This window comes from Enterococcus hermanniensis (genome assembly GCF_001885945.1).
GTDB classification, from domain to species: domain Bacteria; phylum Bacillota; class Bacilli; order Lactobacillales; family Enterococcaceae; genus Enterococcus_A; species Enterococcus_A hermanniensis.
Genome location: NZ_JXKQ01000006.1, coordinates 115,108 through 139,454, shown reverse-complemented (window position 1 = coordinate 139,454; position 24,347 = coordinate 115,108). Strand labels below are relative to the sequence as shown.

21 protein-coding genes and 1 pseudogene are annotated in these 24,347 nt (G+C 37.2%); 6 read left to right on the top strand and 16 right to left on the bottom strand.

Annotated features, from left to right (window positions below):
- Positions 1-13: 13 nt before the first annotated feature.
- The 5 genes from mutL to RV04_RS08505 all read right to left on the bottom strand — a co-directional run bounded on the left by mutL (position 14) and on the right by RV04_RS08505 (position 6,883).
- Complete coding sequence (gene mutL, locus RV04_RS08525; RefSeq protein WP_071858033.1) at positions 14-2,014, bottom strand: DNA mismatch repair endonuclease MutL; 2,001 nt, start codon at positions 2,012-2,014, stop codon at positions 14-16.
- Between the two features lie 68 nt (positions 2,015-2,082).
- A complete protein-coding gene (mutS, locus tag RV04_RS08520) occupies positions 2,083-4,638 on the bottom strand; it encodes a DNA mismatch repair protein MutS (RefSeq protein WP_071858032.1) in 2,556 nt (851 codons plus the stop codon).
- A gap of 36 nt (positions 4,639-4,674) precedes the next feature.
- Positions 4,675-5,040: a YlbF family regulator gene (locus RV04_RS08515; RefSeq protein ID WP_071858031.1), complete on the bottom strand. Its 366-nt coding sequence runs from the start codon at positions 5,038-5,040 to the stop codon at positions 4,675-4,677.
- Between the two features lie 9 nt (positions 5,041-5,049).
- Positions 5,050-5,844, bottom strand: coding sequence for a TIGR00282 family metallophosphoesterase (locus RV04_RS08510; RefSeq protein WP_071858030.1), 795 nt, complete (start codon positions 5,842-5,844; stop codon positions 5,050-5,052).
- A gap of 259 nt (positions 5,845-6,103) precedes the next feature.
- The gene (locus RV04_RS08505; protein ID WP_071858029.1) at positions 6,104-6,883 is read right to left on the bottom strand and encodes a Cof-type HAD-IIB family hydrolase; all 780 of its coding nucleotides are present in this window, start codon (positions 6,881-6,883) and stop codon (positions 6,104-6,106) included.
- 424 nt (positions 6,884-7,307) lie between these two features.
- On the opposite strand from RV04_RS08505, the gene rpsD reads away from it, so the two are divergent.
- Positions 7,308-7,919, top strand: a complete 612-nt coding sequence (gene rpsD / locus RV04_RS08500; protein ID WP_071858028.1) for a 30S ribosomal protein S4 — start codon at positions 7,308-7,310, stop codon at positions 7,917-7,919.
- Between the two features lie 153 nt (positions 7,920-8,072).
- Complete coding sequence (locus RV04_RS08495) at positions 8,073-8,981, top strand: DUF975 family protein (RefSeq protein ID WP_071858027.1); 909 nt, start codon at positions 8,073-8,075, stop codon at positions 8,979-8,981.
- Between the two features lie 56 nt (positions 8,982-9,037).
- Here RV04_RS08495 and RV04_RS08490 read toward each other — a convergent pair whose 3' ends face one another.
- Positions 9,038-9,703: a TVP38/TMEM64 family protein gene (locus RV04_RS08490; RefSeq protein WP_071858026.1), complete on the bottom strand. Its 666-nt coding sequence runs from the start codon at positions 9,701-9,703 to the stop codon at positions 9,038-9,040.
- A gap of 353 nt (positions 9,704-10,056) precedes the next feature.
- Here RV04_RS08490 and RV04_RS08485 point away from each other — a divergent pair, with 353 nt between their 5' ends.
- Both RV04_RS08485 and RV04_RS08480 read left to right on the top strand, forming a co-directional pair.
- Positions 10,057-10,599 (top strand): biotin transporter BioY, encoded by a 543-nt coding sequence (locus tag RV04_RS08485; protein ID WP_071858025.1) that lies wholly within the window; start codon positions 10,057-10,059, stop codon positions 10,597-10,599.
- A gap of 126 nt (positions 10,600-10,725) precedes the next feature.
- Positions 10,726-11,886, top strand: coding sequence for a macrolide family glycosyltransferase (locus RV04_RS08480; protein WP_071858024.1), 1,161 nt, complete (start codon positions 10,726-10,728; stop codon positions 11,884-11,886).
- Between the two features lie 30 nt (positions 11,887-11,916).
- Here RV04_RS08480 and RV04_RS08475 read toward each other — a convergent pair whose 3' ends face one another.
- From RV04_RS08475 to RV04_RS08440, 8 genes are all read right to left on the bottom strand, one after another.
- A complete protein-coding gene (locus RV04_RS08475) occupies positions 11,917-12,780 on the bottom strand; it encodes an ROK family protein (protein WP_071858023.1) in 864 nt (287 codons plus the stop codon).
- A 79-nt stretch (positions 12,781-12,859) separates the two neighbouring features.
- Positions 12,860-13,759, bottom strand: coding sequence for a ketose-bisphosphate aldolase (locus RV04_RS08470; protein ID WP_071858022.1), 900 nt, complete (start codon positions 13,757-13,759; stop codon positions 12,860-12,862).
- Between the two features lie 15 nt (positions 13,760-13,774).
- Positions 13,775-14,626 (bottom strand): class II fructose-bisphosphate aldolase, encoded by an 852-nt coding sequence (locus RV04_RS08465; protein WP_071858021.1) that lies wholly within the window; start codon positions 14,624-14,626, stop codon positions 13,775-13,777.
- A gap of 111 nt (positions 14,627-14,737) precedes the next feature.
- The gene (locus tag RV04_RS08460; protein ID WP_071858020.1) at positions 14,738-15,823 is read right to left on the bottom strand and encodes a PTS fructose transporter subunit IIC; all 1,086 of its coding nucleotides are present in this window, start codon (positions 15,821-15,823) and stop codon (positions 14,738-14,740) included.
- Positions 15,824-15,863: 40 nt separating this feature from the next.
- Positions 15,864-16,178, bottom strand: coding sequence for a PTS fructose transporter subunit IIB (locus RV04_RS08455; protein WP_071858019.1), 315 nt, complete (start codon positions 16,176-16,178; stop codon positions 15,864-15,866).
- A 28-nt stretch (positions 16,179-16,206) separates the two neighbouring features.
- Positions 16,207-16,704, bottom strand: a complete 498-nt coding sequence (locus RV04_RS08450) for a PTS sugar transporter subunit IIA (protein ID WP_071858018.1) — start codon at positions 16,702-16,704, stop codon at positions 16,207-16,209.
- 1 nt (position 16,705) lies between these two features.
- On the bottom strand, positions 16,706-18,175 hold the full coding sequence (locus RV04_RS08445; RefSeq protein WP_071858017.1) for a BglG family transcription antiterminator: 1,470 nt from the start codon (positions 18,173-18,175) through the stop codon (positions 16,706-16,708).
- Positions 18,176-18,479: 304 nt separating this feature from the next.
- Entirely contained in the window at positions 18,480-19,082 is a 603-nt protein-coding gene (locus tag RV04_RS08440) for a DUF1054 domain-containing protein (protein ID WP_071858016.1), read from the bottom strand.
- Positions 19,083-19,340: 258 nt separating this feature from the next.
- On the opposite strand from RV04_RS08440, the gene RV04_RS08435 reads away from it, so the two are divergent.
- Positions 19,341-20,348: an alcohol dehydrogenase catalytic domain-containing protein gene (locus RV04_RS08435; RefSeq protein ID WP_071858015.1), complete on the top strand. Its 1,008-nt coding sequence runs from the start codon at positions 19,341-19,343 to the stop codon at positions 20,346-20,348.
- A 223-nt stretch (positions 20,349-20,571) separates the two neighbouring features.
- The gene (locus RV04_RS08430) at positions 20,572-21,303 is read left to right on the top strand and encodes an MIP/aquaporin family protein (RefSeq protein ID WP_071858014.1); all 732 of its coding nucleotides are present in this window, start codon (positions 20,572-20,574) and stop codon (positions 21,301-21,303) included.
- A gap of 51 nt (positions 21,304-21,354) precedes the next feature.
- On the opposite strand, the gene gltX is transcribed toward RV04_RS08430, so the two are convergent.
- Together gltX and gad are read right to left on the bottom strand one after the other, a co-directional pair.
- Positions 21,355-22,866 (bottom strand): glutamate--tRNA ligase, encoded by a 1,512-nt coding sequence (gene gltX, locus RV04_RS08425; RefSeq protein WP_071858013.1) that lies wholly within the window; start codon positions 22,864-22,866, stop codon positions 21,355-21,357.
- A 76-nt stretch (positions 22,867-22,942) separates the two neighbouring features.
- Positions 22,943-24,320, bottom strand: a pseudogene (gene gad, locus RV04_RS08420) (glutamate decarboxylase).
- Positions 24,321-24,347: the final 27 nt, after the last annotated feature.

The following is a 24,347-nucleotide window of genomic DNA, read 5'->3' as shown; positions in this document are numbered from 1 at the left end:
TCCTTTGTTTATCCTAATGCGGATCTTGAATTCGTTTAAACATGTGCTCCATATCGCTATTACTAAAGTGGATCAATACTGGGCGGCCATGCGGACAATTAAATGGATTTTCACAGGTTGCTAAATCAGTCAACAGAACGCGAGCTTGTGCTTCATTCAAATGATGATTGGCTTTGATCGAACGTTTACAACTCATCATGATAGCTGTTGCTTCGCGGAATTTTTTCACGCTGACAGAACCTGTGACCAACAACATATCAATCATCTCACGAATAATACTTTCTTCCTGTCCAGCTGGGTACCACGTTGGATGTGCGCGAACAATAAAACTATTCGGACCGAATTCTTCTAAATAGATTCCGACCTCTTGCAATAACGCTGTTTGTTCCTTTAATTTGATGGCATCATTGTTAGGATAATCCAGTACAAACGGCACCAATAATTCTTGCAAATCATCCGAAACATCGCCAATTTTTTCACGAAAATATTCATACTTGATCCGTTCTTGGGCTGCGTGTTGGTCGATGATGTATAATCCTTCTTTACTTTGGGCAAATAAGTATGTCCCATGCATTTGACCGAAATATTCTAACATCGGAAAACGAGCTTGAGGTTGTTCGTTTTCCAATTTGGTGATTGCTTGCTCAACGATTTTTTCGCCTGACTGGGTACTCAAATCAAATTCTGGATGATCATTGGGACTGTTTTCTTCGATCCTTGGTACTTCAGCCGTTTCTTCTAGCAATTCACTGGGGGTTTCTTCAATAATCGAAGCTTTTTCTGGTTCGGTTTGTAAAGGAATATTAAAGTCCGAAATCGGTAGCTCACTCTTTTGCGAAACCTCTGCTTCAAAGGGACCTGTTTCAACAGCTTTGGGTTCTACATAAAAGATCCCGGTTTTCGGATCATAGTTTAAATCACTTTTTTTCTTGGCTTGCTCTTCTAAAGGTAAGTCTAATTGTTCCGTGTGAAGTTTTTCAACTTTACGCTTGAAACTAGGATTTTCACCCACATCGGGAATTAAATTGATTTGACGCAAACTTTCTGCGATTGCTCGACTAATCAAATCCATCAATTCTTTTTCTTTAGATAACCGAACCTCTTGTTTTGTTGGGTGAACATTCACATCAACTAACAAAGGATCCATTGTGATTTCTAAGACTGCGATAGGAAAACGCCCCACCATCAATTTTGATTGATACCCTTGGATGATAGCTTTATTCAGTGCATAGTTTTTGATATAACGGCCATTGATAATCACTGATAAATAGTTGCGGCTTGCTCGTGTGACTTCCGGTAACGAAATATACCCTTGCAATGTAAAGTCTAAATCATTGGCTTCAACTTTGAGCATTTTCTTAGCTGTTGCCACTCCGTAAATACCAGCAACGGTTTGCTTCAAATCCCCACTGCCGCTCGTCGTCATCATTTTGTGCCCATCGTGCACTAAACGAAAGGCGATATTGGGATGGCTCAAAGCCATTCGATTGACGATATCGCCAATGTTAGATAATTCTGTTTGCAGTGATTTGACATATTTTAGCCGTGCGGGTGTATTGAAGAATAGATTCTCAACTGTGATTTTCGTTCCAGTTCGTAGAGCGGTTGCTCGATGCTCTTCTATTTTTCCCCCTTTTAAGAAAAGGTAAGAGCCTTGCGGTTCGTCAGCCGTAGCTGTCTCTAAAGTCAGTTCTGAAACAGAAGCAATCGATGGCAAAGCTTCTCCCCGAAACCCCAGCGTTCGAATACGAAATAGGTCATCGCGATTATGAATTTTGCTTGTCGCATGCCGCTTAAAAGCATTTTCGACGTCATCTTGACTGATTCCTTCACCGTTATCGACGATTTGGATTTTTTTTAATCCGGCTTCTTCAATCAAGATATCGATTTGGCTTGCCTTCGCATCAATCGCATTTTCTACTAGCTCTTTTACGACCGAAGCAGGACGTTCTACGACTTCACCAGCCGCGATCTGATTGGCTAAACGTTCAGATAATTCTTGAATTTTCCCCATCCAACTGCTCCTTTCTGCTACTAAATCAATTGCTCTTCACCTGTTAAAACTAGATGAAGAGCAAAAAATTAGATTTGTTTTTGTAATTCGTATAAGAAGTTCAAAGCTTCCATTGGATTCATTTCTAAAAGATTGGCTTTCTTCAATCGGTCCACCACACCTAGTTCAGCTGTCGAGACTTCGTTGAACAAAGTTAATTGCTCGGTTTCTTCTGAAATTTCGCTATTTTTTTGTACTGGAGTATCGGCTTCTAAAGCAGCAAGTATCGTTGCTGCCCGAGACAATAACTCTGTCGGCATCCCAGCAATTTTAGCCACATGGATCCCATAACTTTTATCTGCCGGACCATCCATTAATTTGTGTAAAAAGACCACTTCTCCATTTTGCTCGACAGCACCAACGTGAACATTTTTTAACTGTGGTAAATTTTCTTCTAATACTGTTAATTCATGATAATGCGTTGAAAATAACGTTTTTGCTTTAACATGTTCATGGATATATTCAATGATTGCTTGAGCTAAAGCCATGCCATCATACGTCGCGGTGCCGCGCCCCAGTTCATCAAATAAAATCAAACTATTCGGTGTCGCATGACGCAAAGCTTGATTTGCTTCCATCATTTCCACCATAAAGGTCGACTGACCGGCAATCAAATCATCGCTTGCTCCGATTCGGGTAAATATTTGATCAAAAATTGGTAGTTCAGCACTTTCAGCGGGAACAAAGCAGCCCATTTGAGCCATGATCACCGTTAACGCTAATTGCCGCATATACGTACTTTTACCAGACATATTGGGCCCTGTGATCAGCAATAACATTTCTTCGGGGTTCATGTGGACACTATTCGGGATATACTCTTGATGGCCCAAGACCTTCTCAACTACTGGGTGACGTCCTTCTGTGATTTGAAGGTTGTGCCGGCCGCTTTCCATCGTTGGGCAGACATATTGATACCGTTCACTGACTGTCGCAAAACTTTGCAGTACATCGGTCGCACTCAAACTTTTAGCTAATTTTTGTAAACGAGTGATCGCTTTTTTCACTTGATTACGAACTGCTAAGAATAAATCGTACTCTAAGGCCACGGATTTTTCTTCAGCTTCCAAGATCAAGGTTTCTAGTTTTTTTAATTCAGGAGTAATAAAACGTTCTGCGTTTGCTAACGTTTGTTTGCGTTCATATTTTCCTTCTTCCAGATTGGCAAGATTAGATTTTGTGATTTCAATATAATAACCAAAAACACGGTTGTATCCAATTTTCAAGGTTTTGATCCCAGTTGCTTCGCGTTCACGCGCTTCTAGTTCAGCTAACCAAGTCTTCCCGTTTCGCATCGCTTCACGATATTGATCTAGTTGCTCATCATAACCATCTTTGATGACATTTCCTTCTGTGATCTGTAGGGGTGCATCATCAGTGATGGCTTTTTCGATCAATGCAACTAAGTCATCCATTGGTTCCATATCGATCAATAAATCGTTCCATTCTCCTTGATTGATGCCCATTAGTAATTGCCGGATTTGAGGAACTTGGATCAATGACGTTTTTAGTTGGATCAAGTCACGGCCATTAACATTGCCAAACGCTACACGTCCAGCTAGTCGTTCTAAATCATAGACTTTCGTCAAAGCTTCATTCAGATCCATGCGTTCAAAATAAGCATTTAACAGTGAAGCAACCATGGCTTGACGTTCATGGATCTGACGTTTTTGAATCAAAGGACGATCAATCCATTGTTTTAATAAACGTCCGCCCATTGCCGTCTTAGTTTCATCCAATAGCCATAATAAAGTCCCTTGTTTTTTACCCGTTCGGATCGAACGAGTCAATTCTAGATTGGTTTTAGAAAAATAATCCAATTTCAAGAAATGTTCTGTTTGATATTCTTCTGCTTTTTGGATATGACCCAAACTACGTTTTTGAGTAACAGATAAATACGTCAACAGTTTACCAGTTGCTTCTTTTTCTAGTATCTCTACGATATCCGCCGTTAAAAAACTGAATTCTGCATTATCTTCAATTGTTTCTTGAGTTGAAAATACCAAACCTAAACGTTCTGCGAGATTTTTTTGTAAGTTCTCAGGAATCTCACTGCCCAAGACGATTTCTTTCGTTTGTAATGCTGTCGCTTCATTCATGACTGCTTCTTCATCTTGTAATAAAGCTGTCTTTAATTCGCCCGTTGATAAATCTACGTAAGCAAATCCAAATTTATTGTTGTCATACACAACAGCTGTTAAAAAATTGTTGGCTTTCGCTTCAATACCTTTGCCTTCCATCACTGTTCCAGGTGTGATTAGTTGGACAACTTCGCGTTTGACCATTCCTTTAGCTTGTTTTGGGTCTTCCATCTGTTCACAGATCGCTACCTTGTATCCTTGTTCTACTAAAGTATCAATATAACCTTGAGCAGAGTGATGTGGCACCCCACACATCGGGATTGGGTCATCTGCATTACGATTTCGGCTTGTTAAAGTCAACTCAAGTAATTGCGAGACTTTGATCGCATCTTCGTTGAATAATTCGTAAAAATCACCCAAACGGTAAAATAAAAAAGCATCTTTATATTGTTCTTTGATCGCCAAATATTGTTCCATCATTGGCGTATTTTTGGTTTTTTGAGGCATTCGTGCTCCTCCTAATTCTTAGTGGGATAAACTGGATTAGGCATCTGTTTCCAGTGCGTCATTGACTTCTTTTTGGATCATAGTCGTCAAATATTGTAATAAATCATTGGCTTCAATCAATTGTTCGCGATAAGCAGTTACTAACGGGTGTTGATTCAACTCTTTGGTCAAACGATCGGCTTCTTTCAGCGCCGCTTTTTCTGCTTCTGGTTTATCATAATGAGCAAACTGGACTGCCGTTTTTTGAGATTTTTGGATATCTTCTTCTAGTTCCTTTAAGGTATTATTTTCATCAACGCGTTTTTGAAGTTGCTGATAGCGAATAATCGTTTCATTTTCACTTAATAGTGCCGTTAAATGTGCTAAAGCCGCTTCAACGGCGGCTTCATTTGCTAGATTCATTTGATACTCCTATTCTCTAAATGGTCGGTCATCATTGATCACGATTGTTTCGATTTTCTTGGCATGACCCTCTTTATCCAAATCGATCACACAAGCAGATAAGATTCCACGCCCTTCATCGATTACTTCAAAACGATGCGGTAAAGCCGTCAAGAATTTTTCAATGATCGGACCTTTTTTCATACCTAAAATGCCATCATACGGACCGGTCATGCCGACATCCGTTAAGTAAGCTGTTCCTTTAGGCAAAATACGTGCGTCATTGGTTTGAACGTGTGTATGCGTGCCAACGACTGCAGAGACACGCCCGTCGGCAAACCATCCCATTGCTTGCTTTTCACTAGTTGTCTCTCCATGAAAATCAACAAAAATATAAGGTGTCCGTTTTTGAGCTTCTGCGATCAATTGATCCCCCACACGAAACGGATCATCTAAATCGACCATGAACGATCGGGCTTGTAAATTGATCACCGCTAATTCAATTGCATTCACTTTTACATAAACAATCCCTTTACCGGGTGTACCTGCTGGAAAATTGGCTGGACGGATCATTTTTTTTGCATCAGGAATAAAATCAAAAATAGCTTTATTATCCCAAGTATGGTTTCCCATCGTGACTACATCAACACCGTCTTGTAGAAATTTTTTATAAATTTTTTCAGTGATCCCACGACCGGCAGCCGCGTTCTCTCCATTAACGATCGTAACCTGTGGATGATACTTTTGTTTTAATCGCGGCAAATAATCTGTCAACATTTGTCGGCCTAACGAACCCACGACATCCCCAATAAATAGTAAGCGCACTTTTTTTCCCCTTCTCTAGTTAAACGTCTGGCTTTATTATAGTTGTTTTTGCTTAAAAATAAAAGATTGCATCATACGTGCAGAAAAAGTTTAACGTTATACTAGGAAAATCGATTGTAGATTCATTTATCTAATTTTTTAGAACCTAGCTTAAAAAAGTGAACGATTACTCTTTGAACTAGCCTAATGACTTATTATTCGGCAGATATTATACCTTTTCATTGAACAAAAAAAGAACCGACGCTAGCGCCGGTTCTTTTTAATGGACAAGTTCTAATTTACGTAACGCTTTATAAATGCCGTCTTGATCATTGGTATCCGTCACGATATTTGCAGCATCTTTGACATGATCTGCAGCGTTGCCCATCGCTACACCAGTTCCCGCAAGATTCAGCATCTCAATATCATTATTTCCATCACCAAATGTAATGATATTTTCAGGTTTAATATTGACTTTTTTGGCTAATGCCAAAATAGTTTGAGCTTTTGAGCCTGGATTTGGAATGATATCGACACTGTTTTCATGCCACCGAACGATTCGGAATTCTGGAAAGGCTGCTTCAAAATCTTGATCCATCGATTTATCGTAATACGCACATGCTTGGTAGACTTCATGTTGACCAAAATAATCCTTTTGATACTCAGGTGCTGCTTGCCCAAATGAAGCCATCGCTTCATTGACTTTATCGCCATTATACTCAGTCACACGAGCAAATGAATCCAACCCGAATAGCATAATGTCGACCTTGCGTTCCCCAGCAAAATCAATCATTCGCGCCAATGCTTCGCGATCGAGCGTATGTTTATAAACTTGTTCGTGATCAAGAAACGCAGCGGAACCATTACAAATAATATAATTCGTACAGCCTAATTGATGAATCACTTCACCCGCCAACAAACGCGAACGTCCCGTCGCAATAATTACCAAATGACCAGCATCACGTAACGCTTTTAACGCTTTGATTGTACTATCCAATGGTTTTCTTTGACTGCTCAACAAGGTGCCATCAATATCTAATGCGATCAATTTTCTTTCCAAAATTTATCTCTCCATTTATATGTATTTTTGGTACAGATTGAATAAGCAAGAACGTGCAATACCGTTTTCTTCGTTTATTATTGTAGATAAGTTTCAAGGAATTTGCAAAATTTGCTTTATTTCCTTTCATTCTATCATTTTTTTAAAGTAGAAAATACCGTATTCACTACATATGGATCATTTATCATATTTATTTAAGAATTGCAATAGCTTAGCTTGACTTACCTTCCCTTTGTCCGTTATACTGACATCTGTGTAAAATAATGCAGCAGAAGAATAATAACCCGTCCCCAGTTCGTTGCCAGTATTGGTTCAATTGCGTAACCGCGGCTGCGAAGGCGAAGATTGAAGAACGAACTACACGGATATGAATTTTTCAAACGGATTATTTTACTCCAAATACAATTTATTGGAGGAATTTTTAATGTCACGTTATACAGGACCATCATGGAAACAATCTCGTCGTCTTGGTATCTCATTATCAGGAACAGGGAAAGAATTAGCACGTCGTCCATACGCTCCAGGTCAACATGGACCAAACAGCCGTGGTAAAAAATCAGAATACGGCTTGCAAATGTCAGAAAAACAAAAATTACGTTTTATCTACGGATTAAACGAACGTCAATTCCGTAACTTATTCGTACGCGCTAGCAAAATCAAAGAAGGTAAACACGGTGTTAACTTCATGATCTTACTAGAACGTCGTTTAGATAACGTTGTTTACCGTTTAGGTTTAGCTTCAACTCGTCGTCAAGCTCGTCAATTAGTTAACCATGGTCACGTAACTGTCGATGGCAAACGCGTTGATATCGCTTCTTACGAAGTAGAAGTTGGCCAAGTAATTGGTATCCGCGAAAAATCTAAAAACATGATCACAGTTAAAGAAGCTGTTGAATCTGCTGTTGGCCGTCCTGCTTTCGTAAGCTTTGACGCTGACAAATTAGAAGGTTCATTATCTCGTTTACCAGAACGTGATGAAATCAACCCAGAAATTGACGAATCTCTAGTCGTTGAATTCTACAACAAATTAATGTAAGACTTCTTAAAAAACACTCAAGTCCTTGTCTACAAGGATTCGAGTGTTTTTTTGTTCGCTTTTTTAGCTCTCTAAAAAAATTTGATAAGGATAGCAATTATTTTTTGGAAATGAGATACTGAATGTATCTATATAAGGAAAAGAGTGAAAAAAATGAACTATTGTCCAAATTGTGGGACAGAACTACGGGACGGAGCAAAATTTTGTCCAGTGTGTGGGTATGATTTAGAACAAGAAACAGCGAATCACGAAACAAAGGATGTCCATCCGTTTCAAACAGATGATGCCTTTGAATTAGAATTAGAACCAGCAATTGGTTTAAATGTTACTCGCGCAGATATAAAAAAATATGCGCAAGAAAAATTATCTGGCCGTTACGGTGAATGGTTTAAAACGATTATTTTATGGCTCATTGCTCAATGGGCTGCTAATCTGATTTTTCGTATCGCATTCATCAAATATATCAGTCAGGGAACTAGTTATTGGTTCGCAAATATATTTGGACCTAGCTACTCTTCCTATGACTATTATAATTATGGCTATAACTATTCTCCATTTGCTCATTTTTTCTGGTTTTTGATTATGTTGTTGGCGATTGTTGCAATGTTTTTAATTGCTGCTTTGGCTACTGCCGTCTTTCAATGGTGTGCGATCCATACTTTACGAGGCAATAAAGCTGACGGACTCAAGATTTTTACTTATTTCATCAAAGCTCAAAAAAACCGGGTATTAAAGGCCAATGTCTTGATTGCAATCTACACGTTCTTCTGGACATTGCTCTTTATTATCCCAGGAATCGTAAAAACAGCTTCTTATGCTATGACGAATTATCTATTAGAAAAAGATTCAACGTTGAGTGCGTCGGATGCGATACTACTTAGTCGCCAAATTATGCATGGTTATAAATTAGAATTTTTGATCTTACGTTTTTCATTCTTCTTTTGGACGATTTTATCGGTTTTCCAAGTTACCAATTTTTATGTACTGCCTTATCGAAACGTAACAGAGATTCAATTTTTAGATACTCTTTATGAACATTACATCGAACAAAATCAGCAATAAAAAGACGTCCGTCAGTTTCATTACTGACGAGCGCCTTTTTTTAATTGTCTGCTTTGCTAAAGTTGCTTGAAAATATAAATCGCAATAAATAAAGCAAACATACTCAATAAACCAAAGAGAATCGTTTTCGTATTTCCAGATAAATTACTTCCAACATATGAATAGACGATCGTTGCTGGTAATTGTCCGATACCTGTCGCAATTAAAAACGGCAGCGGCTTGATCGCGGTTAAACCGGCTGCGTAACTGACAAAATCAAACGAGACGAATGGTAATAATCGACAAATCAAAATCGTGTGTTTCCCATAGCGATCAAAGTAACTGTCTAAAGCTGTCAACGAGAAATTTTTATCCAAGCGTTCGACCAGATCCCGACCTGCAATCCGAGCAATATAAAAACAAACCAATGAACCCGCCATGGCACTCGTCCAAGACAATAATGCACCTTGCCACCAACCGAAGACGGCAGCGTTCGCAAAGGTAATCAAAAAAGTAGGTAATGGAGCAATGACCGACTGAAACATCATTAGTAAAAAAGAAATCAAAATGGCCCAAACACCATAGGAATGTAAAAACTCTACGATATTTTCGACACTCATAGAGTTGAACAACACAAAAATTTGTGTGAACTTTAACCGGATTGGTGGTATGAAATACGCACTGATACTTATTAATAAAATAATTGCAACTAGATAGATCTTAGCTAAACGTTTATTTTTCAATAATTTTTCCTTCCTTGTTCTAGATTATTGTTCAAAATGACTCGCCCAAGAATACGAAAAGAACCAATTAAAAGGTATCAATAGATTTGTTTCTGGGAAAACTGACCCTCCTAGTTAGCCTAAGATTTTTGAGTACTCATGGCGTGTGATCCATTTTCAGCAGCTTTTCTCCTCCTCAAATAATTCTTATACCAAGTATATAAAACGCTTTCTCTTTTTACAATATCGAGTTTGAGACAAAAAAGTCCGAATTAGCTTGGGTAACAATTAAAAGTCTTTACTTCTAATACTTGTTGTCTTATAATTTCGTTAACCTAAAAAATAAAAAATAAGTTAACGAAAGAGTGATCTGATTGAAACTATCCAGTCGAGAAATTGTATTAGCCGGAATTTTTGCAGCTGTAATCAGTATTTTGTCACAATTTACAATCCCTTTAGGAGCGATCCCCTTAACCTTACAAACTTTTGCCGTTGGTTTTACTGTCACTATTCTTGGAAAGAAAACAGGAACCATGGCCGTACTGATTTATCTGTTGATGGGAATAATTGGACTCCCTGTCTTAGCTGGTGGAGCTGGCGGTTTTGCCAACTTTTTCGGGCCAACTGGCGGTTTTTTAATTGGCTTTATTTTTCAAGCATATTTTACCGGCTGGTTATTAGAAAAAGCTACGTTTAATTATTTTTGGTCTATCACAGCTAATATTATCGCTGCTTTTATTACCCTTATTTTCGGTTCATTGTGGTTAAAAATAAGTGGAGGCCTTCCTTGGGAAGCGGCTTTTTCTGCCGGAATGATCCCATTTATTTTCCCAGGAATCATTAAGGCCATTGCAGCAGGATATTTGGGTATCCTGTTAGGAAAACGGCTAACTTTTACAAAATATATTTATCACTAATTTTAAAAATAAGTATGACTAAGAATAGTCATGCTTATTTTTTTATTGACATTTTAATCAGGTAGCCTTATTATATTTATTAGTAAGGTCACCTTATCATTATGAAAATGAAAGAAGCGATTATAAATGACAAAAGTTTTATTTTTAAATGTAACAACTCACGGGCACGTAAACCCTTCACTAGGACTCGTAAATGAACTCACTCATCGTGGAATTGAAGTAGTCTATTTTTCAAGCGAAGAGTTTCGTGAAAAAATCGAAAATGCTGGGGCAGAATACCGCCCTTACCATTATGATTTAAATATTTTCAAGAATGGCTTCAACGTGTTAATCGATCATGGATCAGATATTATTCAAGATATTTTTGATCAAATCGAAAACGACACTTTTGATTATGTTATCCACTCCATCGCTATGCCTTTTAGCAAGCAAATCGCTGACTATTTGATGTTACCTGCGATCTCAATGTTGGCTGTTTTTATGGGGATGAAAGAATTCATGCAACCAAACCAAACAAAAATTGCTGGTAAATTTAATGCCTTGAATGAAGCATATCTACAAGAAGCCCAAAAAATCGAACAACAATTTAATCTAACCATGCCGGATCATTTTTTTGATTTAATCATGAATGAAGAAAATTTAAATATTGTTTTTACTTCAGAATATTTTTTACCGGTTGAAGAACGTGATTTCTTTGATGAAAAATATGCGTTGGTAGGAGCCGATATCTACAATCGATTAGAAGACTTAGCTGATTTCCCGATTGAGCAGATCAAATCAGCTGATAACGTTTTGTATATTTCATTTGGAACGATTTTCGGTGATTTTGCTAAAGAAATTTATCAAAAAGTTTTTGAAGCTTTCAGTCATTCTGATTATTTAGTTGTTATGGCTGCTCATAAAGTAGGACTAGATGATTTAGTTATTCCTGATAATTTTATTATTCGCGACTATGTGCCGCAAAACGAGGTGCTAAAATATACCGATGTTGCAATCACCCATAATGGTTTGAACAGCATGAACGACTTGATTTTGAATGAAATCCCGTTTGTTTCTCTACCCATGGGTTCTGATCAGCCAGCACTCGCAAAGCGGCTAACAGAATTAAATGCAGGTATTTGTTTAGATTATCAAACAGTAGAAAGTAACGAATTACAATCAGCGGTTGAAGCAGTCCAAGTCGATCCGAAGTATTTAATGAACCTAAAAAAAATCAAAAAGTCTTTTGAAGTGGCTGGTGGGTATAAGCAAGCCGTTGATACGATCGAAAGATATTTAGCTAAATAAACAAAAAAGTCTTTCATAATGAAAGACTTTTTATTTTTCTAATTCTTTTTGTGCTAATAATAAGGTACCAATCAAACCACTTTCATTTGGTAAGCCCCATCGGACAATATACTTTTCAACATTCGGTATTTCCACATAGCCAGCCATTAATTCTGTAAATTGCTGCTGGATTTTTTTGAGCAAGTGATCTTGATTCATCACACCTCCGCCTAAAACAATTACTTCTGGAGCTAAAATCAACGTATAAGACATCAGTGCTTGAGCTAAATAATTGGCTTGCAGATCCCAGATTGGATGATCTAATGGCAAGTCCTCGCCACGAATACCCGTTCGAGCTTCTAAAGAAGGACCTGCAGCTAAGCCTTCTAAACAGTCTTTATGATACGGACAAGTTCCTTGATAAGTATCTTTAGGATCACGTTTTACAAAAAGATGGCCCATTTCCGGATGACTGATTCCCTCAAAAACAGCATCATTTATGACCACTCCACCGCCGATCCCCGTTCCAATCGTTAGATAAATACAGCTATGTTTTTGTTTGGCCGCTCCTTTTTTTATTTCACCATAAGCGGCTGCATTGACATCTGTAGTCCAGGCCGTTGGAACATTGTAGCGTTGTTTCAATTTCCCTAAAAAATTTGTATTGGCCCAACCTTCCTTTGGTGTTGCCAGAATATGCCCATAATTTTTATGATTCGGTTGGATGCCGATAGGACCAAAGGAACCTATTCCTAACGCATCGATCGGATAACGATCAAAAAAAGCAAATACTGCTTCGAAGGTTGCTTGTGGAGTAGTTGTCGGAATACTGACTTTTGCTAAAATGTTTTGTTGCTCATCCGCCACTGCACAAATAAATTTTGTACCACCAGCCTCGATACCACCATATAACATAAATTTCCTCCTCATTTCTATCATTCATTTGATAATCTCACAAAAAATGCCAAGGGGAAATCCCCCTTGGCCAATTCGATTAATTTTGTTCTGATCTCCAAGGTTGGATATTTTCTTTACGGAAAACTTCTGCTTGGCCGATTGAATTGAACAATTCCATTTTTTGTTTCACAACTGCTTTGGCCGCATCGATACATTCCGGATAGATTGCATTCGGATCCCATAACTCAGTAGTCGATAGAATCTCACGACATTTTTTGTAAAATGCATATTTGTAATCTGACGAGATATTGACTTTTTGAATCCCGATTTGAACGGCTTTCGCGATTTCTTCATCTGGATTAGCAGACCCACCATGAAGGACTAGTGGAATGTCTACTCTGTTTTTGATTTCTTCTAAAACATCCATTTTCAATTCTGGTTTAACATCTTTTGGATAGATACCATGGGCTGTCCCAATAGCAACTGCTAATGTATCAATCCCTGTTTTTTCAATAAATTCTTCTGCATCTTCTGGTCGTGTATAAATCACTTCAGAGACGCCACCTTCGACCGAAGTACCCGTATTGCCGATTGTTCCCAGTTCACCTTCGACAGAAACTCCAATTTTATGACAAACATCAACGATTTCTTTTGTAATAGCGATATTTTCTTCGAATGGTAATAATGAGCCATCGATCATGACAGAACTAAAGCCGCAATGAATGGCGCGCATGATACTAGCTAAGCTATCCCCATGGTCCATGTGGATAACGAATGGAACCGAACTATTTTTTGCACGTGATACAGCGTATTGGAAGAATTCATCTTTTGTAAAATCCAATTCAGTTGGATGAACAGCGATGATCGCTGGAGCATCATTTTCTTCTGCTGCTTCAATAACTACTCGTAAAAAATTGCTGTCTGCTACGTTAAACGCTCCTACGGCGAATTTATTTTCCTTTGCGATTTCTAGCATTTGCTTCATATTAATTAACATTTGGCGTTATCTCCTCTAAGATTTATTTTTAGAACCTGAAAGTTCTATATACTGTTTAACGACTTCTTTTCCTGCTGCAATCGTTTGATGAATCAATGTCGGATAATCCACATCTGAATCATCACTTAATAATTTTTGGATTTCAGCTTTTTGAGCTTTCATAAAATCTGAGCCCACATTGATTTTATTGATACCTAATTCAATCGAGCGAATAATATTTTTTTCTCCCGCCCCAGATCCACCATGCAACACTAAAGGCAAATCAGTTGCCGCTTTGATTTTTTCAACGATATCAAAGCGAAAATCAGGTACATAGCCTACCGGATAATTTCCATGACTAGAGCCATACGATAAGGCTAAGCAATCAACGCCTGTTTCTTTGATAAAACGAAAGGCATCATCTGGATCGGTATACATGTCATCATTTGTGAAATGATCACCAGCAACTGCGCCCATATCCCCAACTTCTGCTTCGACACTCGCATTATATATCTGAGCTAGTTCAACCATGTTTTTAGTGATTCGAATATTTTCTTCTAACGGATACATTGAAGCATCCATCATGACACTTGAAAAACCTTCGTGTAAACACTGCTTAACAAATGCTACATCCTGACCATGGTCTAAATTGATTGCCACTTCTACTTTCGCATCGTTGGCCATTCGAATAATCGGTTTGGTCAGATAGCGGATATCCAAGTGTTCTTTCAGATGGTCCTGCAATAAATCGATAATGATTGGTGAACGCATCTCTTCTGCTGCTTCAATCACTGCTTTAGCCGTTTCAAGATTAAAACAATTGATCGCCATGACTGCGTACTTTTCACGATTGGCTTTTTGCAACATTTCCTTCATCGAAACATACATTTAAAGGTCTCCTTCTTTAGAATCAGGAATTTCTTTGTTTAAAGAAACATCAGTTTTATTTTTAAATCGGTTATCTTTTCAGTGCTAGAAAAGATAACCGCTTAAATCAATTTAAGATAATTTGATTGATGAAAAATCTACTTCTTCCTCTTCTTCTTCATCACGAATATCATTTTCCACTGGTGCTTTTTTCAGTGCGAATAATAAGACACCTGTGATCACTGAACCGATCACTAAAGCAAGCGTAAATCTTAGCGGATCCGTCATTGCCGGAATAATGAAGACACCTCCTGAAGGAACGGGTGAACCTACACCCCAGGCCATACTCAAGCCACCTCCGATTGCTGCACCGGTCGTACATGAAACGATCAAGCGAATCGGATCAACTGCCGCGATAGGAATAACACCTTCTGTAATCATGCAAAGGCCCATTGGAAAAGCGATTTTGATATTGTCTTCTTCTTCTTTCGAGTATTTAGGTTTGCGGAATAATTTTGATAATACCCAAGAAATCGTTACACCAAATGGTGGAACCATTGAAGCCAAAACTTTTACAGCTTCCGGACCTTGAACCCCTTCTAATAGCAATCCATCTGCAAATAGCGAAGCAACTTTATTGACTGGTCCACCAAAGTCAAAGGCAGCCATCCCACCAACAATTGCTCCAAATAAGAAGTTTCCGGAGCCTTGCAATCCTTCTAAGAAACTAGTTAACGATTCCGTTGCCCAAACGATTGGTACCCCGATAACAAAGAACATCAATAATCCAATAATTAAAGTAGATAAAAGCGGTACGATCATCATCGGCATCAACCCTTGAGCCCACGTTGGAACTTTTAGATTTTTTACTAAGAAAAGTACGAAGAAACCAACTAAGTAACCACCTAACATTCCTCCAAGGAATCCAGCGCCGATTGCATTTGCAATCAGTCCCATGAATAAACCAGGTCCGATACCAGGGCGGTCTGCAATTGAATAGGCAATCGCTGCTGAAATCACCGGTGCCAATAGCCCCATGCCTAAAACACCTAGTGACACTAATGCATCGGGGATCGAGTATGCAGCTTTATAATTTTCAATCACTGCTCCACCCGTTAAATTCCCAATCGCAATCAGCAAGCCTGCCGTAACAACAACTGGCAACATGTACGAGATTGCCGTCAAGGCATGTTTTTTCAATTGTAGCTTCTTAAACATTACATTCATCTCCTTTGATTTGTATTCAATTTTTTACCAACTAAACCTTTGCCACTTCTTCTTCGATTTTATTGATCAAACCTTTTGGCGCTTTAATTACCATGCTAGTCGGGATTTCTACTACCTTTTTCCCAATAAAGCGATCTCTTCCTCCTATTTTTATATCCGCTGCAATAATCACGACGTCAGCTGCTTTGATTTCTGCCATTGTTAATTCATCTTCTGTTCCAATCGTTCCTTGTGTTTCAATGTGGACCGTATGACCAAGTGCTTTGGCTGCTTTCTCCAATTTTTGTTTTGCAATGTACGTATGGGCGATCCCTGAAGTACATGCAGCTACTCCGACAATTTTCATTTTATTTTCCTCCATTTTCTAAGTTGATTTATTCTTCGTCTTCCGTTGGGTCTGTTGATAATAGTTCCATTACTTCCGCTTTCGTTTGAGCCTGGACCATATTTTCGATAAAGTCCTCATCAGCTAACAACATTGCAACTTTTTGCAATAATTTGATATGCATTGTATTCGCATCTGTATTTCGGACTGCAAATAAAATGATTACTTGAACTGGTTGGTTATCTAAAGATTCCCATTCAATCGGTTTTTTTGTTTTTCCGACAACTAACGACGTTTTGATCACGCTATCAGATTTCCCATGTGGAATAGCAATGCTATTTCCGATCCCGGTTAACCCTTCTGATTCTCGTAAAAACACATCGGCAGCAAAATCTTTTTCATCGCTGATATCGCCATGAACTTTTAAAAGATGTGTCAGTTCATAAATGGCCTCTTCTTTTGTTTTCGCTTTCATTTCTAATTGGATCAGTTCTTCAGTAATCACATCAGCGATACTAAAGTCATCCATCATTCTTTCAGGTGTCATTTTACATCTCTCCTAACATTTGCTTTACTCGTTTTTCATCTTGTTTTGTAAATACTGAATTCACTAAAATTGTAGGTGTCATTCTCTCGATCGTTAAGTTAACTGTCGTCAAGATCAAATCGATATTTTTGTATTTTTCTGGCGCCTTAGAAAATTTTCTTGCGGATAATACATCCACGATTTCTAATTCTGGAAATGCCTTACGTACTTTTACTTTTAATAATTCGGACGTTCCAACACCACTACTGCACATGATCAATACGCGCTTTTGATTGTTAATCATTTCGCGGTATTTAACGAAGTATAAAGTTAAAAATCCTAGCTCATCTTCTGATATCACATTCAAATCATATTTTTGTGTGACTATCTGACCGACTTGTTGCACTTGTTTAAAAATATCTGGATACTCTGATTTGATATCACTTAGTAAATCATTTTTAACGATGATCTCATTTTTTAACCGGTATAATAGTGGTTCAATATGGTTATATAAGTCTTGACGATTGACTTTTTTATCCACCTTCATCCCCATCAAGCAACTCATTTCTTTTGCAAAAAATTCAGTGATTTCAAGAGCAACTTCTGATTTGCGATTCAATTTGATTTGCTCATTTTCCATGCGCGAAGAAATCAAATATTGAAAGAGAAAGAATGTTTCACTCTCGGGTAAAATAATATTTAAATAGTGATTCAATTTAGTCATTACCATGCGCGAAATTTGATAGAGCTGATCATATTCAACGATCAATTCTTCTTCATCAGGATCGAGCAGCTCCGCACGAGTATCTGGATGAATTTCTCCTTCTCTGACTCGTTTGACTAAGATGTAGATATGAGAAAAAATATTACTGTTGTAAGGATAGGCAATTCCATTCTGTAATTTTCGTTCGATAAATTCTAAAAGTGACGTGATAAAATTGATATCATAAGAACTGATTTTTTCATGCTGGGTCGAGAAATCTTCTTCCCAGACTCGATTTGCATCGATCAAATAATTTACAGCTTTGCGAATATGCTTTTCTGATCCTTCAATTGCAATACGTTGTTCTGTTCGAACCAAGGTCAGTTGGTATTCAGCTAAAAATTCGCTCATACGAATCAAATCATTTTTGATCACTGTGGGACTAAGGTAATATTCTTCAAATAATTCTTGGATCAATATTTTCTTAGGTGATTTAAATAACAAAATCAAAAGGATTCGATTTCTTCTTTCTAACGGTCCCTGGATAACGTCTCCGCTTTTTCTTGTTACACTTGCCTCTAGATATTTATCATAATCTAAACGAAAACCTTTTCCTACTTCGGCTAAAATAATGTCGCCAATATCAGAGGCTTCATTGATTTTTTTTACTGTTCGATAAACGGTCTTCGTAGAAACATTGGCAAATTCAGCTAGTTCTTGTGCAGTGAGAGTCATTCCATGTTTGATAAATAATTCGATCAATTGCTTTTCTCGTTTGCTTAGCTGCATTTGGTCAACCTCCTTGTCATTAATATACCTTCTTTTATGGTGAAAATATTTTTTCTTGTGTCCATTAATATGGACACTTTTATAAAGCGCTTTCAATAGCCTTTTAGCTATCTGTGTTTAAATAACTTTGTTCGAAAAGTATTAATATCTCCCTAAATGGTTCAAAGTCCTTCAAATGAATAAATATTATTAATAAAAATTAAACCAGAATATTCAAAAAAAACAAGAGCATCTTATCTTTTGCCCTTGCTTTTGTCAGAATATTTTAATTTGTTATTACATTTATTTTTTTGTCAGTGGCGTTTTAATTGATGCTCAACTTATATAAAGGCGTTAATTGTTGATACGTATCGATCATACATTGTTTTGCCTCTTCTGGCTTTTTCCACAATGAGGCCTCCTTTTTGATGATTCGACCCACTTGGAACTCACCTTTTTTCACATCACGAAACCTTATTAAGCCTTTTTCTAGATTTTCTGGTGATAACTCTTCCGTTTGTGGTTTTGTATGATCGCCTGATAAAACAAAATCCTTGGATAGTTGGGTAAAATATGTTTGATTGTCTAAAAATTTCTGTGCTATGAGGCCTTCATCTTTTGGTTGATCGATACAAGATAACCACATAAAAACATAATCTGGCCAAATGCCTAATTGAAAATGTGGTTCCATTTTATACCCTCTTTTTTGACGACTTAATGCCGACCATGTATTTTCTGGTGGATAAACTGAGCGGCGGCGATGTTGTGCGATGTGGATAAATAATTTTTCATCGATTATTGGCTCTAACACTTGTTGAAAAACTTCATCTAATTGTTGAAAAATAGGCTGGATCTCCTGCCGAATACCTACCATTCTTGGCGTTAATCCTTCAATTTCAAAGACTTCAAAACTTTTTTCAGTAAACATTGCTTTCCTCCTGCTTATTGATTCATCTACTCAGTTTAGCTATCTTAAGGAACCACTACAAGTTAAGTGGCTTCTCATGTATTGAACTAAAGAAAAAAATTTTTACTTACTAAATAGCTATAAAAGCAAATTTTTCTAGGATTGTTGCGTATTTTTAAAGAAATTATTTCCCTCTGATTGTTAAATCAAGTATATTATAAGTAGCTATATGGATTTAATAGCGATTCAGAAATTTATTTTCTGAGGAGGGTGAAACAAATGATTTCAGACGCTATCGGATTTGAAAAAAAATTTCGTTTGAAAGAAGATCAAAAATTTGAACAGTATAAAGTCATGTTACCTAAATTGCGTGAACATGATTTAATGATAAAAATCTCAGCTATCTCTATCAGTACCTTAGACACACAGATCCGACAAACGATCAAAGGGCCAAAAAAGCCGTACGTTTTAGGCTTCGGCGGTGTTGGGATCATTACTCGCATGGGCAGCAGTAATCCTCGTTTGAATGTCGGTGATCGTGTCTTGTTTGTTAATAAAGTCGGAAAATATGGTAGTTATAGCAACTTCCAAATCGTCGATGGCCGCTCCGTAGTCAAATTGCCAACCGATTTCCCGATGGATGAGGCAGCAGCTTTTTCCTATAGTTTTTTCTTAGCTTTTGAAGTCGTTTTCAAGCAATTAGGATTAGATCCTAAACCGAAGAAAAATTCCGGTACATTGTTGATTTTGAATACTTCAGACGGACTAGGAGCAAGTATTATTCAATTGGCCAAATGGGCAGGTTTAAACGTTGTGGCTACGATCAACAAAAACAATTCAGAGATCTGGATCAAAAACATGGGTGCAGATCTTGTCCTCTCACAATCGAACCACTTAGCAAGAGAACTCAAAAATGCGGGTTTTTCTTCCGTCGATTATGTGATCAACTTAGATACTGAAAAAGAAAAAAGCTTTGAGCACCTAGCTGACTTTGAAGCGACAGCTGATATTTTATTGCTACATTTTATCAACAAAAAGAAAAAAATGATTGCATCAGATTACCGCAACTTCTACTGTGAAGATTTTCTTGAGGAATCTTTTGCGTCAGAAGCGGGAATCGACTATTCTCGTAAAATTATGGAACTTTTGATTTACTTGTGGGAAAAAAAGCAATTGAAGTCGATTTTAACTGCACAATTAAATGGCTTTTCAGCTAAGAATTTTTATGGTGCTCATAAATTGATTGAGAACAATCCTAATTTCAGACATTTGGTTTTGATTAACTGATTTATCCGTAACTCGCTTTTAAAGCGAGTTTTTTTATCAAGACAATAAAATTTAAAGTAAATTTTTTCTTAATTTATGTGATTAACATTTGTTATTAGCATAATCTAGAGAAATTATCCGTTTTTTTGATGTTAACATTTGCTAATTCACAAAAATGGTATTAAGATATAAAATGAAATTTTCATTTGTTATTTTCAGTATTAATTATTTTTAGGAGGTTTTTATGGATTATTCACTGACAACTCGGTTGGTAGCTGAGTTCTTGGGAACTGCTTTGTTAGTAATGTTAGGAAACGGTGCGGTTGCCAATGTTGATTTGAGAGGTACAAAAGGTTACGGTAGTGACTGGATGTTGATTGCTGTAGGTTATGGGTGTGGGGTTATGATTCCTGCAATGATTTTTGGTGGTATTAGCGGTAACCACATTAACCCAGCGTTTACAATTGGTTTAGCAGTAAGTGGCTTGTTCCCTTGGTCTGAGGCTCTTCCTTATATCATCGTTCAAATTCTTGGCGCAATGGTTGGGCAATTAGTTGTTGTAGCTTGCTACAAACCTTATTATGACCAAACTGAAAACAAATTACATGTCTTAGGAACATTCTCAACAATCAATAGTGTTGGTTCTAAATTCAATGGTTTTGTAAATGAATTCTTTGGCTCATTTATTTTATTCTTTGGTGCCCTAGGAATCACTAAAGCACCATTCTTCCAAAACAATTTAGGAACTGCTCACTTAGCATTAGGTTTCTTAGTTTGGACATTGGTTGCATCATTTGGTGGACCAACTGGACCTGGTTTAAACCCTGCTCGTGATTTAGGTCCGCGGATCATGCATGCCTTATTACCATTAAAAAATAAAGGTGATTCACAATGGAGCTATTCTTGGGTACCCGTTGTAGCGCCGATCATCGCTTCTATTCTTGCGATTGCATTATATAAAACAGTATTCATTTAAATGTTAAACTCAAAAAAAGCTACAGCCAAATATTTGGCTGTAGCTTTTTTGCTAGTTATTTAAAAATTTCAAGGCATTATTCACTAACAATTGAACGGTTTTTTTCGGCATTACTGATAGAATATCTACAATTTGCGGCGCTGATTTACTATCAGTAAATATGACATTTAATGGCATATAAAGTTTACGCCCTTTTTGTGAAGTTAATTTTTGGATCGTAGTCAAAATCGCAGGATAATCGATTATATCTGTGGTATCTTTCAATTCTTTATCCATAACATTCAAGATTTGTTTGACGCTTTCGCTATCAAATTCAGCTAAATCATCATAGGTAAAGTGAACTTGATCTGCTTGTTTTATAAATAATATTTTTTCCATGAACGTCATCAAAGTTTTTGCTTCTGTATGATAAATATCAATAACCTTTTTTACAAATTCGATTTCATTTCCGATATTTATAGCTTTCAATTGTTGGGCAACTTCTGTTTCAGCCGCATCGACTAGTGATAAAACACGGGTCGCTAATTCTTCGACTGACAGTTTTTTGATGTATTCTGCATTCGTCCAATCTAATTTTTTTTGATCAAAATAAGCTGGAGAAGCAGACATTCGGTTAATATCGTATGCTTCAATTAATTCTTCTTTAGTAAATAATTCTTTTTCACCCACTGGAGACCAACCAAGAAAAGCAATAAAGTTTAGTAATGCTTCACTCAAATAGCCGTATTTACGATATTGACTGATGAATTGAAGCGTATTTTTGTCTCGCTTACTCAATTTTTTATGTGTATCTAAACTATAGATTAACGTAATATGACCAAACAATGGTTGTGGAATTCCCAGTGCTTCATAGACAGCAATTTGTTTAGGTGTATTCGCGATATGATCATCCCCACGTAGAACATGAGTCATCTTCATTAAGTAATCATCGATAACTACCGCAAAATTATACGTTGCCATCCCATTACTTTTTTCAATGATAAAGTCACCGCCGATATTATCTGAGTTAAATTCAACTCGTCCTTTAATCATATCATCCCAGCCGTAGACGTGATCTTCTGGTAAATGAAGACGAACAGTCGATTTGCGACCTTCTGCTTGTGCTTGCTCGATTTGTTCTTTCGTCGCACCATACCAACGTCCATCATAATGAGGAGCAATTTTAGCTGCGAGTTGTTGTTCATGCAAGTCTTTCAACTCTTCTTCTGTCGTATAATCACGATAAGCAAATCCTGCATCTAATAATTGTTGGACATATTTATGATACAAATCTACACGATCTTTTTGATGGTAAGGAGCAAATTCGACTTTCGGTTTATCCGGACCTTCATCCCAATCGATACCTAACCAATGAAGATTTTCCATCTGACTTTCTTCGCCATGAGGAACATTTCGCAGCAAGTCAGTATCTTCAATTCGCAAGACCCATGTTCCATTATAATGTTTGGCAAACAAGTAGTTGAATAACGCAGATTGCGCATTTCCTAAATGTAAAAAACCAGTTGGACTTGGTGCGTATCTGACTCGTACGTCGCCGGTAACTTCTACTTTATCTTTTTTCAATTTGATTCCCTCCAGTTTAAAAGCCCTAATAAATAAAATACTTTATTAGGGCTTTAATAACAGTTGATATTATAAATTAAGATGCGTGATGAATCAAATGATTTCGATTTAGGTCATCAATTGCACGCGTCAAATCTTCAATGAAATCATCACAAATGGTCATCGTCATGGACGGACGAACTACGATACGACTGATGGTAACATCATCTAAACTTATAGGTAGCGGATAAGCTGGTACTTGCCATCCGTATTCTTTTAGTTTGTCTTCTAAGTCGTATAAATTCCAAGTTAATTCTACATTTTCTGCGATTTTCCAACAATTAATAGGTAATTGTGAACCATCATTAATAATCTCAAAAATCCCTAAATCTTTTAACTCTTGATTAATACGTTGTGATACACTACGAACATTATTCATGATAGCAGTAAATCCCTCACGCCCAAAACGAATCAAGTTATAGTATTGAGCAACAATATGCGCCCCACTATGTGAGAAGTTGATTGCAATAGAATCTACGCTGCTACCTAGATAAGGAACTGAGAAACGCATTTCTTTTGGTAAATATTCTTCTGTATTTTCTCGCCAAACAATCCAACCAATTCCAGGATATACCATCCCATATTTATTGCCCTGATACATTAATTGATGCTACATTTTTTAATCGAAAGTCCCATGGTTTAAAACCATCAACAAATGGAGCGAAAAATCCACCAAATGCTGCATCGACATGGATTTTGATTGGTAATTTTGCAGTTTTATTGTATTCAGAAACAAGTTCATCAAGTTTTTGAATATCATCAACACGTCCTGTATAAGTAATTCCTTGAATCCCTACGATACCAATGGTATTTTCGTCAACATAGTCCATAACAGTATCCATGTTTAACGACATATGGTTTTCATCCATAGGAACTTCTCGCAACTCGACATTCCAATATGTGCAAAATTTTTCCCAAACAACTTGAAAGGCGGAATTAATAATCAAGTTAGGTTTATGCTCGTGCAAATTATCAATATCTAAACCTGCAATTTTAGCCCGATGTTTCCAACTGTGTAATAAAGCCAACCCACCTAGCATACACCCTTCTGAAGAACCAACAGTTGAAGTTCCTATAAAGTCTTTGTACAACTCTTTTCCTTCACCTATATTCCACATATGTGCAATCATACTAATAGAATAGTTTTCCATTGCGGTCGTTTTTGGGTATTCTGATTTGTCAATCGCATTCGTTTCGAGCGAATTCATCATTAAGCGATCAGCTTGCGGTTCCATTTGTGTAGTACAAAATGTTGCTAAATTTTGATCAGCTTTAGCTTCGTTCAAACGAATATGATTGACGAGCGTCTCCGCTGTGTCAGGGTTCATTCCCTGGTCAGGTAAAACTTTTTTAGGCATGCTTCGTGCTGCTTCTTTGCTTCCTAAAAATGAGCTCTCTAAATAATCTGTATTCATAAAAAAATCTCCTTGTAGGTTTGTAGG

Bases quoted from the DNA above. Each gene is read 5' to 3' on its own strand.
- mutL (WP_071858033.1), bottom strand. From the start codon at position 2,014: ATGGGGAAAATTCAAGAATTATCTGAACGTTTAGCCAATCAGATCGCG.
- mutS (WP_071858032.1), bottom strand. From the start codon at position 4,638: ATGCCTCAAAAAACCAAAAATACGCCAATGATGGAACAATATTTGGCG.
- RV04_RS08515 (WP_071858031.1), bottom strand. From the start codon at position 5,040: ATGAATCTAGCAAATGAAGCCGCCGTTGAAGCGGCTTTAGCACATTTA.
- rpsD (WP_071858028.1), top strand. From the start codon at position 7,308: ATGTCACGTTATACAGGACCATCATGGAAACAATCTCGTCGTCTTGGT.
- RV04_RS08495 (WP_071858027.1), top strand. From the start codon at position 8,073: ATGAACTATTGTCCAAATTGTGGGACAGAACTACGGGACGGAGCAAAA.
- RV04_RS08480 (WP_071858024.1), top strand. From the start codon at position 10,726: ATGACAAAAGTTTTATTTTTAAATGTAACAACTCACGGGCACGTAAAC.
- RV04_RS08475 (WP_071858023.1), bottom strand. From the start codon at position 12,780: ATGTTATATGGTGGTATCGAGGCTGGTGGTACAAAATTTATTTGTGCA.
- RV04_RS08470 (WP_071858022.1), bottom strand. From the start codon at position 13,759: ATGTTAATTAATATGAAGCAAATGCTAGAAATCGCAAAGGAAAATAAA.
- RV04_RS08465 (WP_071858021.1), bottom strand. From the start codon at position 14,626: ATGTATGTTTCGATGAAGGAAATGTTGCAAAAAGCCAATCGTGAAAAG.
- RV04_RS08460 (WP_071858020.1), bottom strand. From the start codon at position 15,823: ATGTTTAAGAAGCTACAATTGAAAAAACATGCCTTGACGGCAATCTCG.
- RV04_RS08455 (WP_071858019.1), bottom strand. From the start codon at position 16,178: ATGAAAATTGTCGGAGTAGCTGCATGTACTTCAGGGATCGCCCATACG.
- RV04_RS08450 (WP_071858018.1), bottom strand. From the start codon at position 16,704: ATGACACCTGAAAGAATGATGGATGACTTTAGTATCGCTGATGTGATT.
- RV04_RS08445 (WP_071858017.1), bottom strand. From the start codon at position 18,175: ATGCAGCTAAGCAAACGAGAAAAGCAATTGATCGAATTATTTATCAAA.
- RV04_RS08440 (WP_071858016.1), bottom strand. From the start codon at position 19,082: ATGTTTACTGAAAAAAGTTTTGAAGTCTTTGAAATTGAAGGATTAACG.
- RV04_RS08435 (WP_071858015.1), top strand. From the start codon at position 19,341: ATGATTTCAGACGCTATCGGATTTGAAAAAAAATTTCGTTTGAAAGAA.
- RV04_RS08430 (WP_071858014.1), top strand. From the start codon at position 20,572: ATGGATTATTCACTGACAACTCGGTTGGTAGCTGAGTTCTTGGGAACT.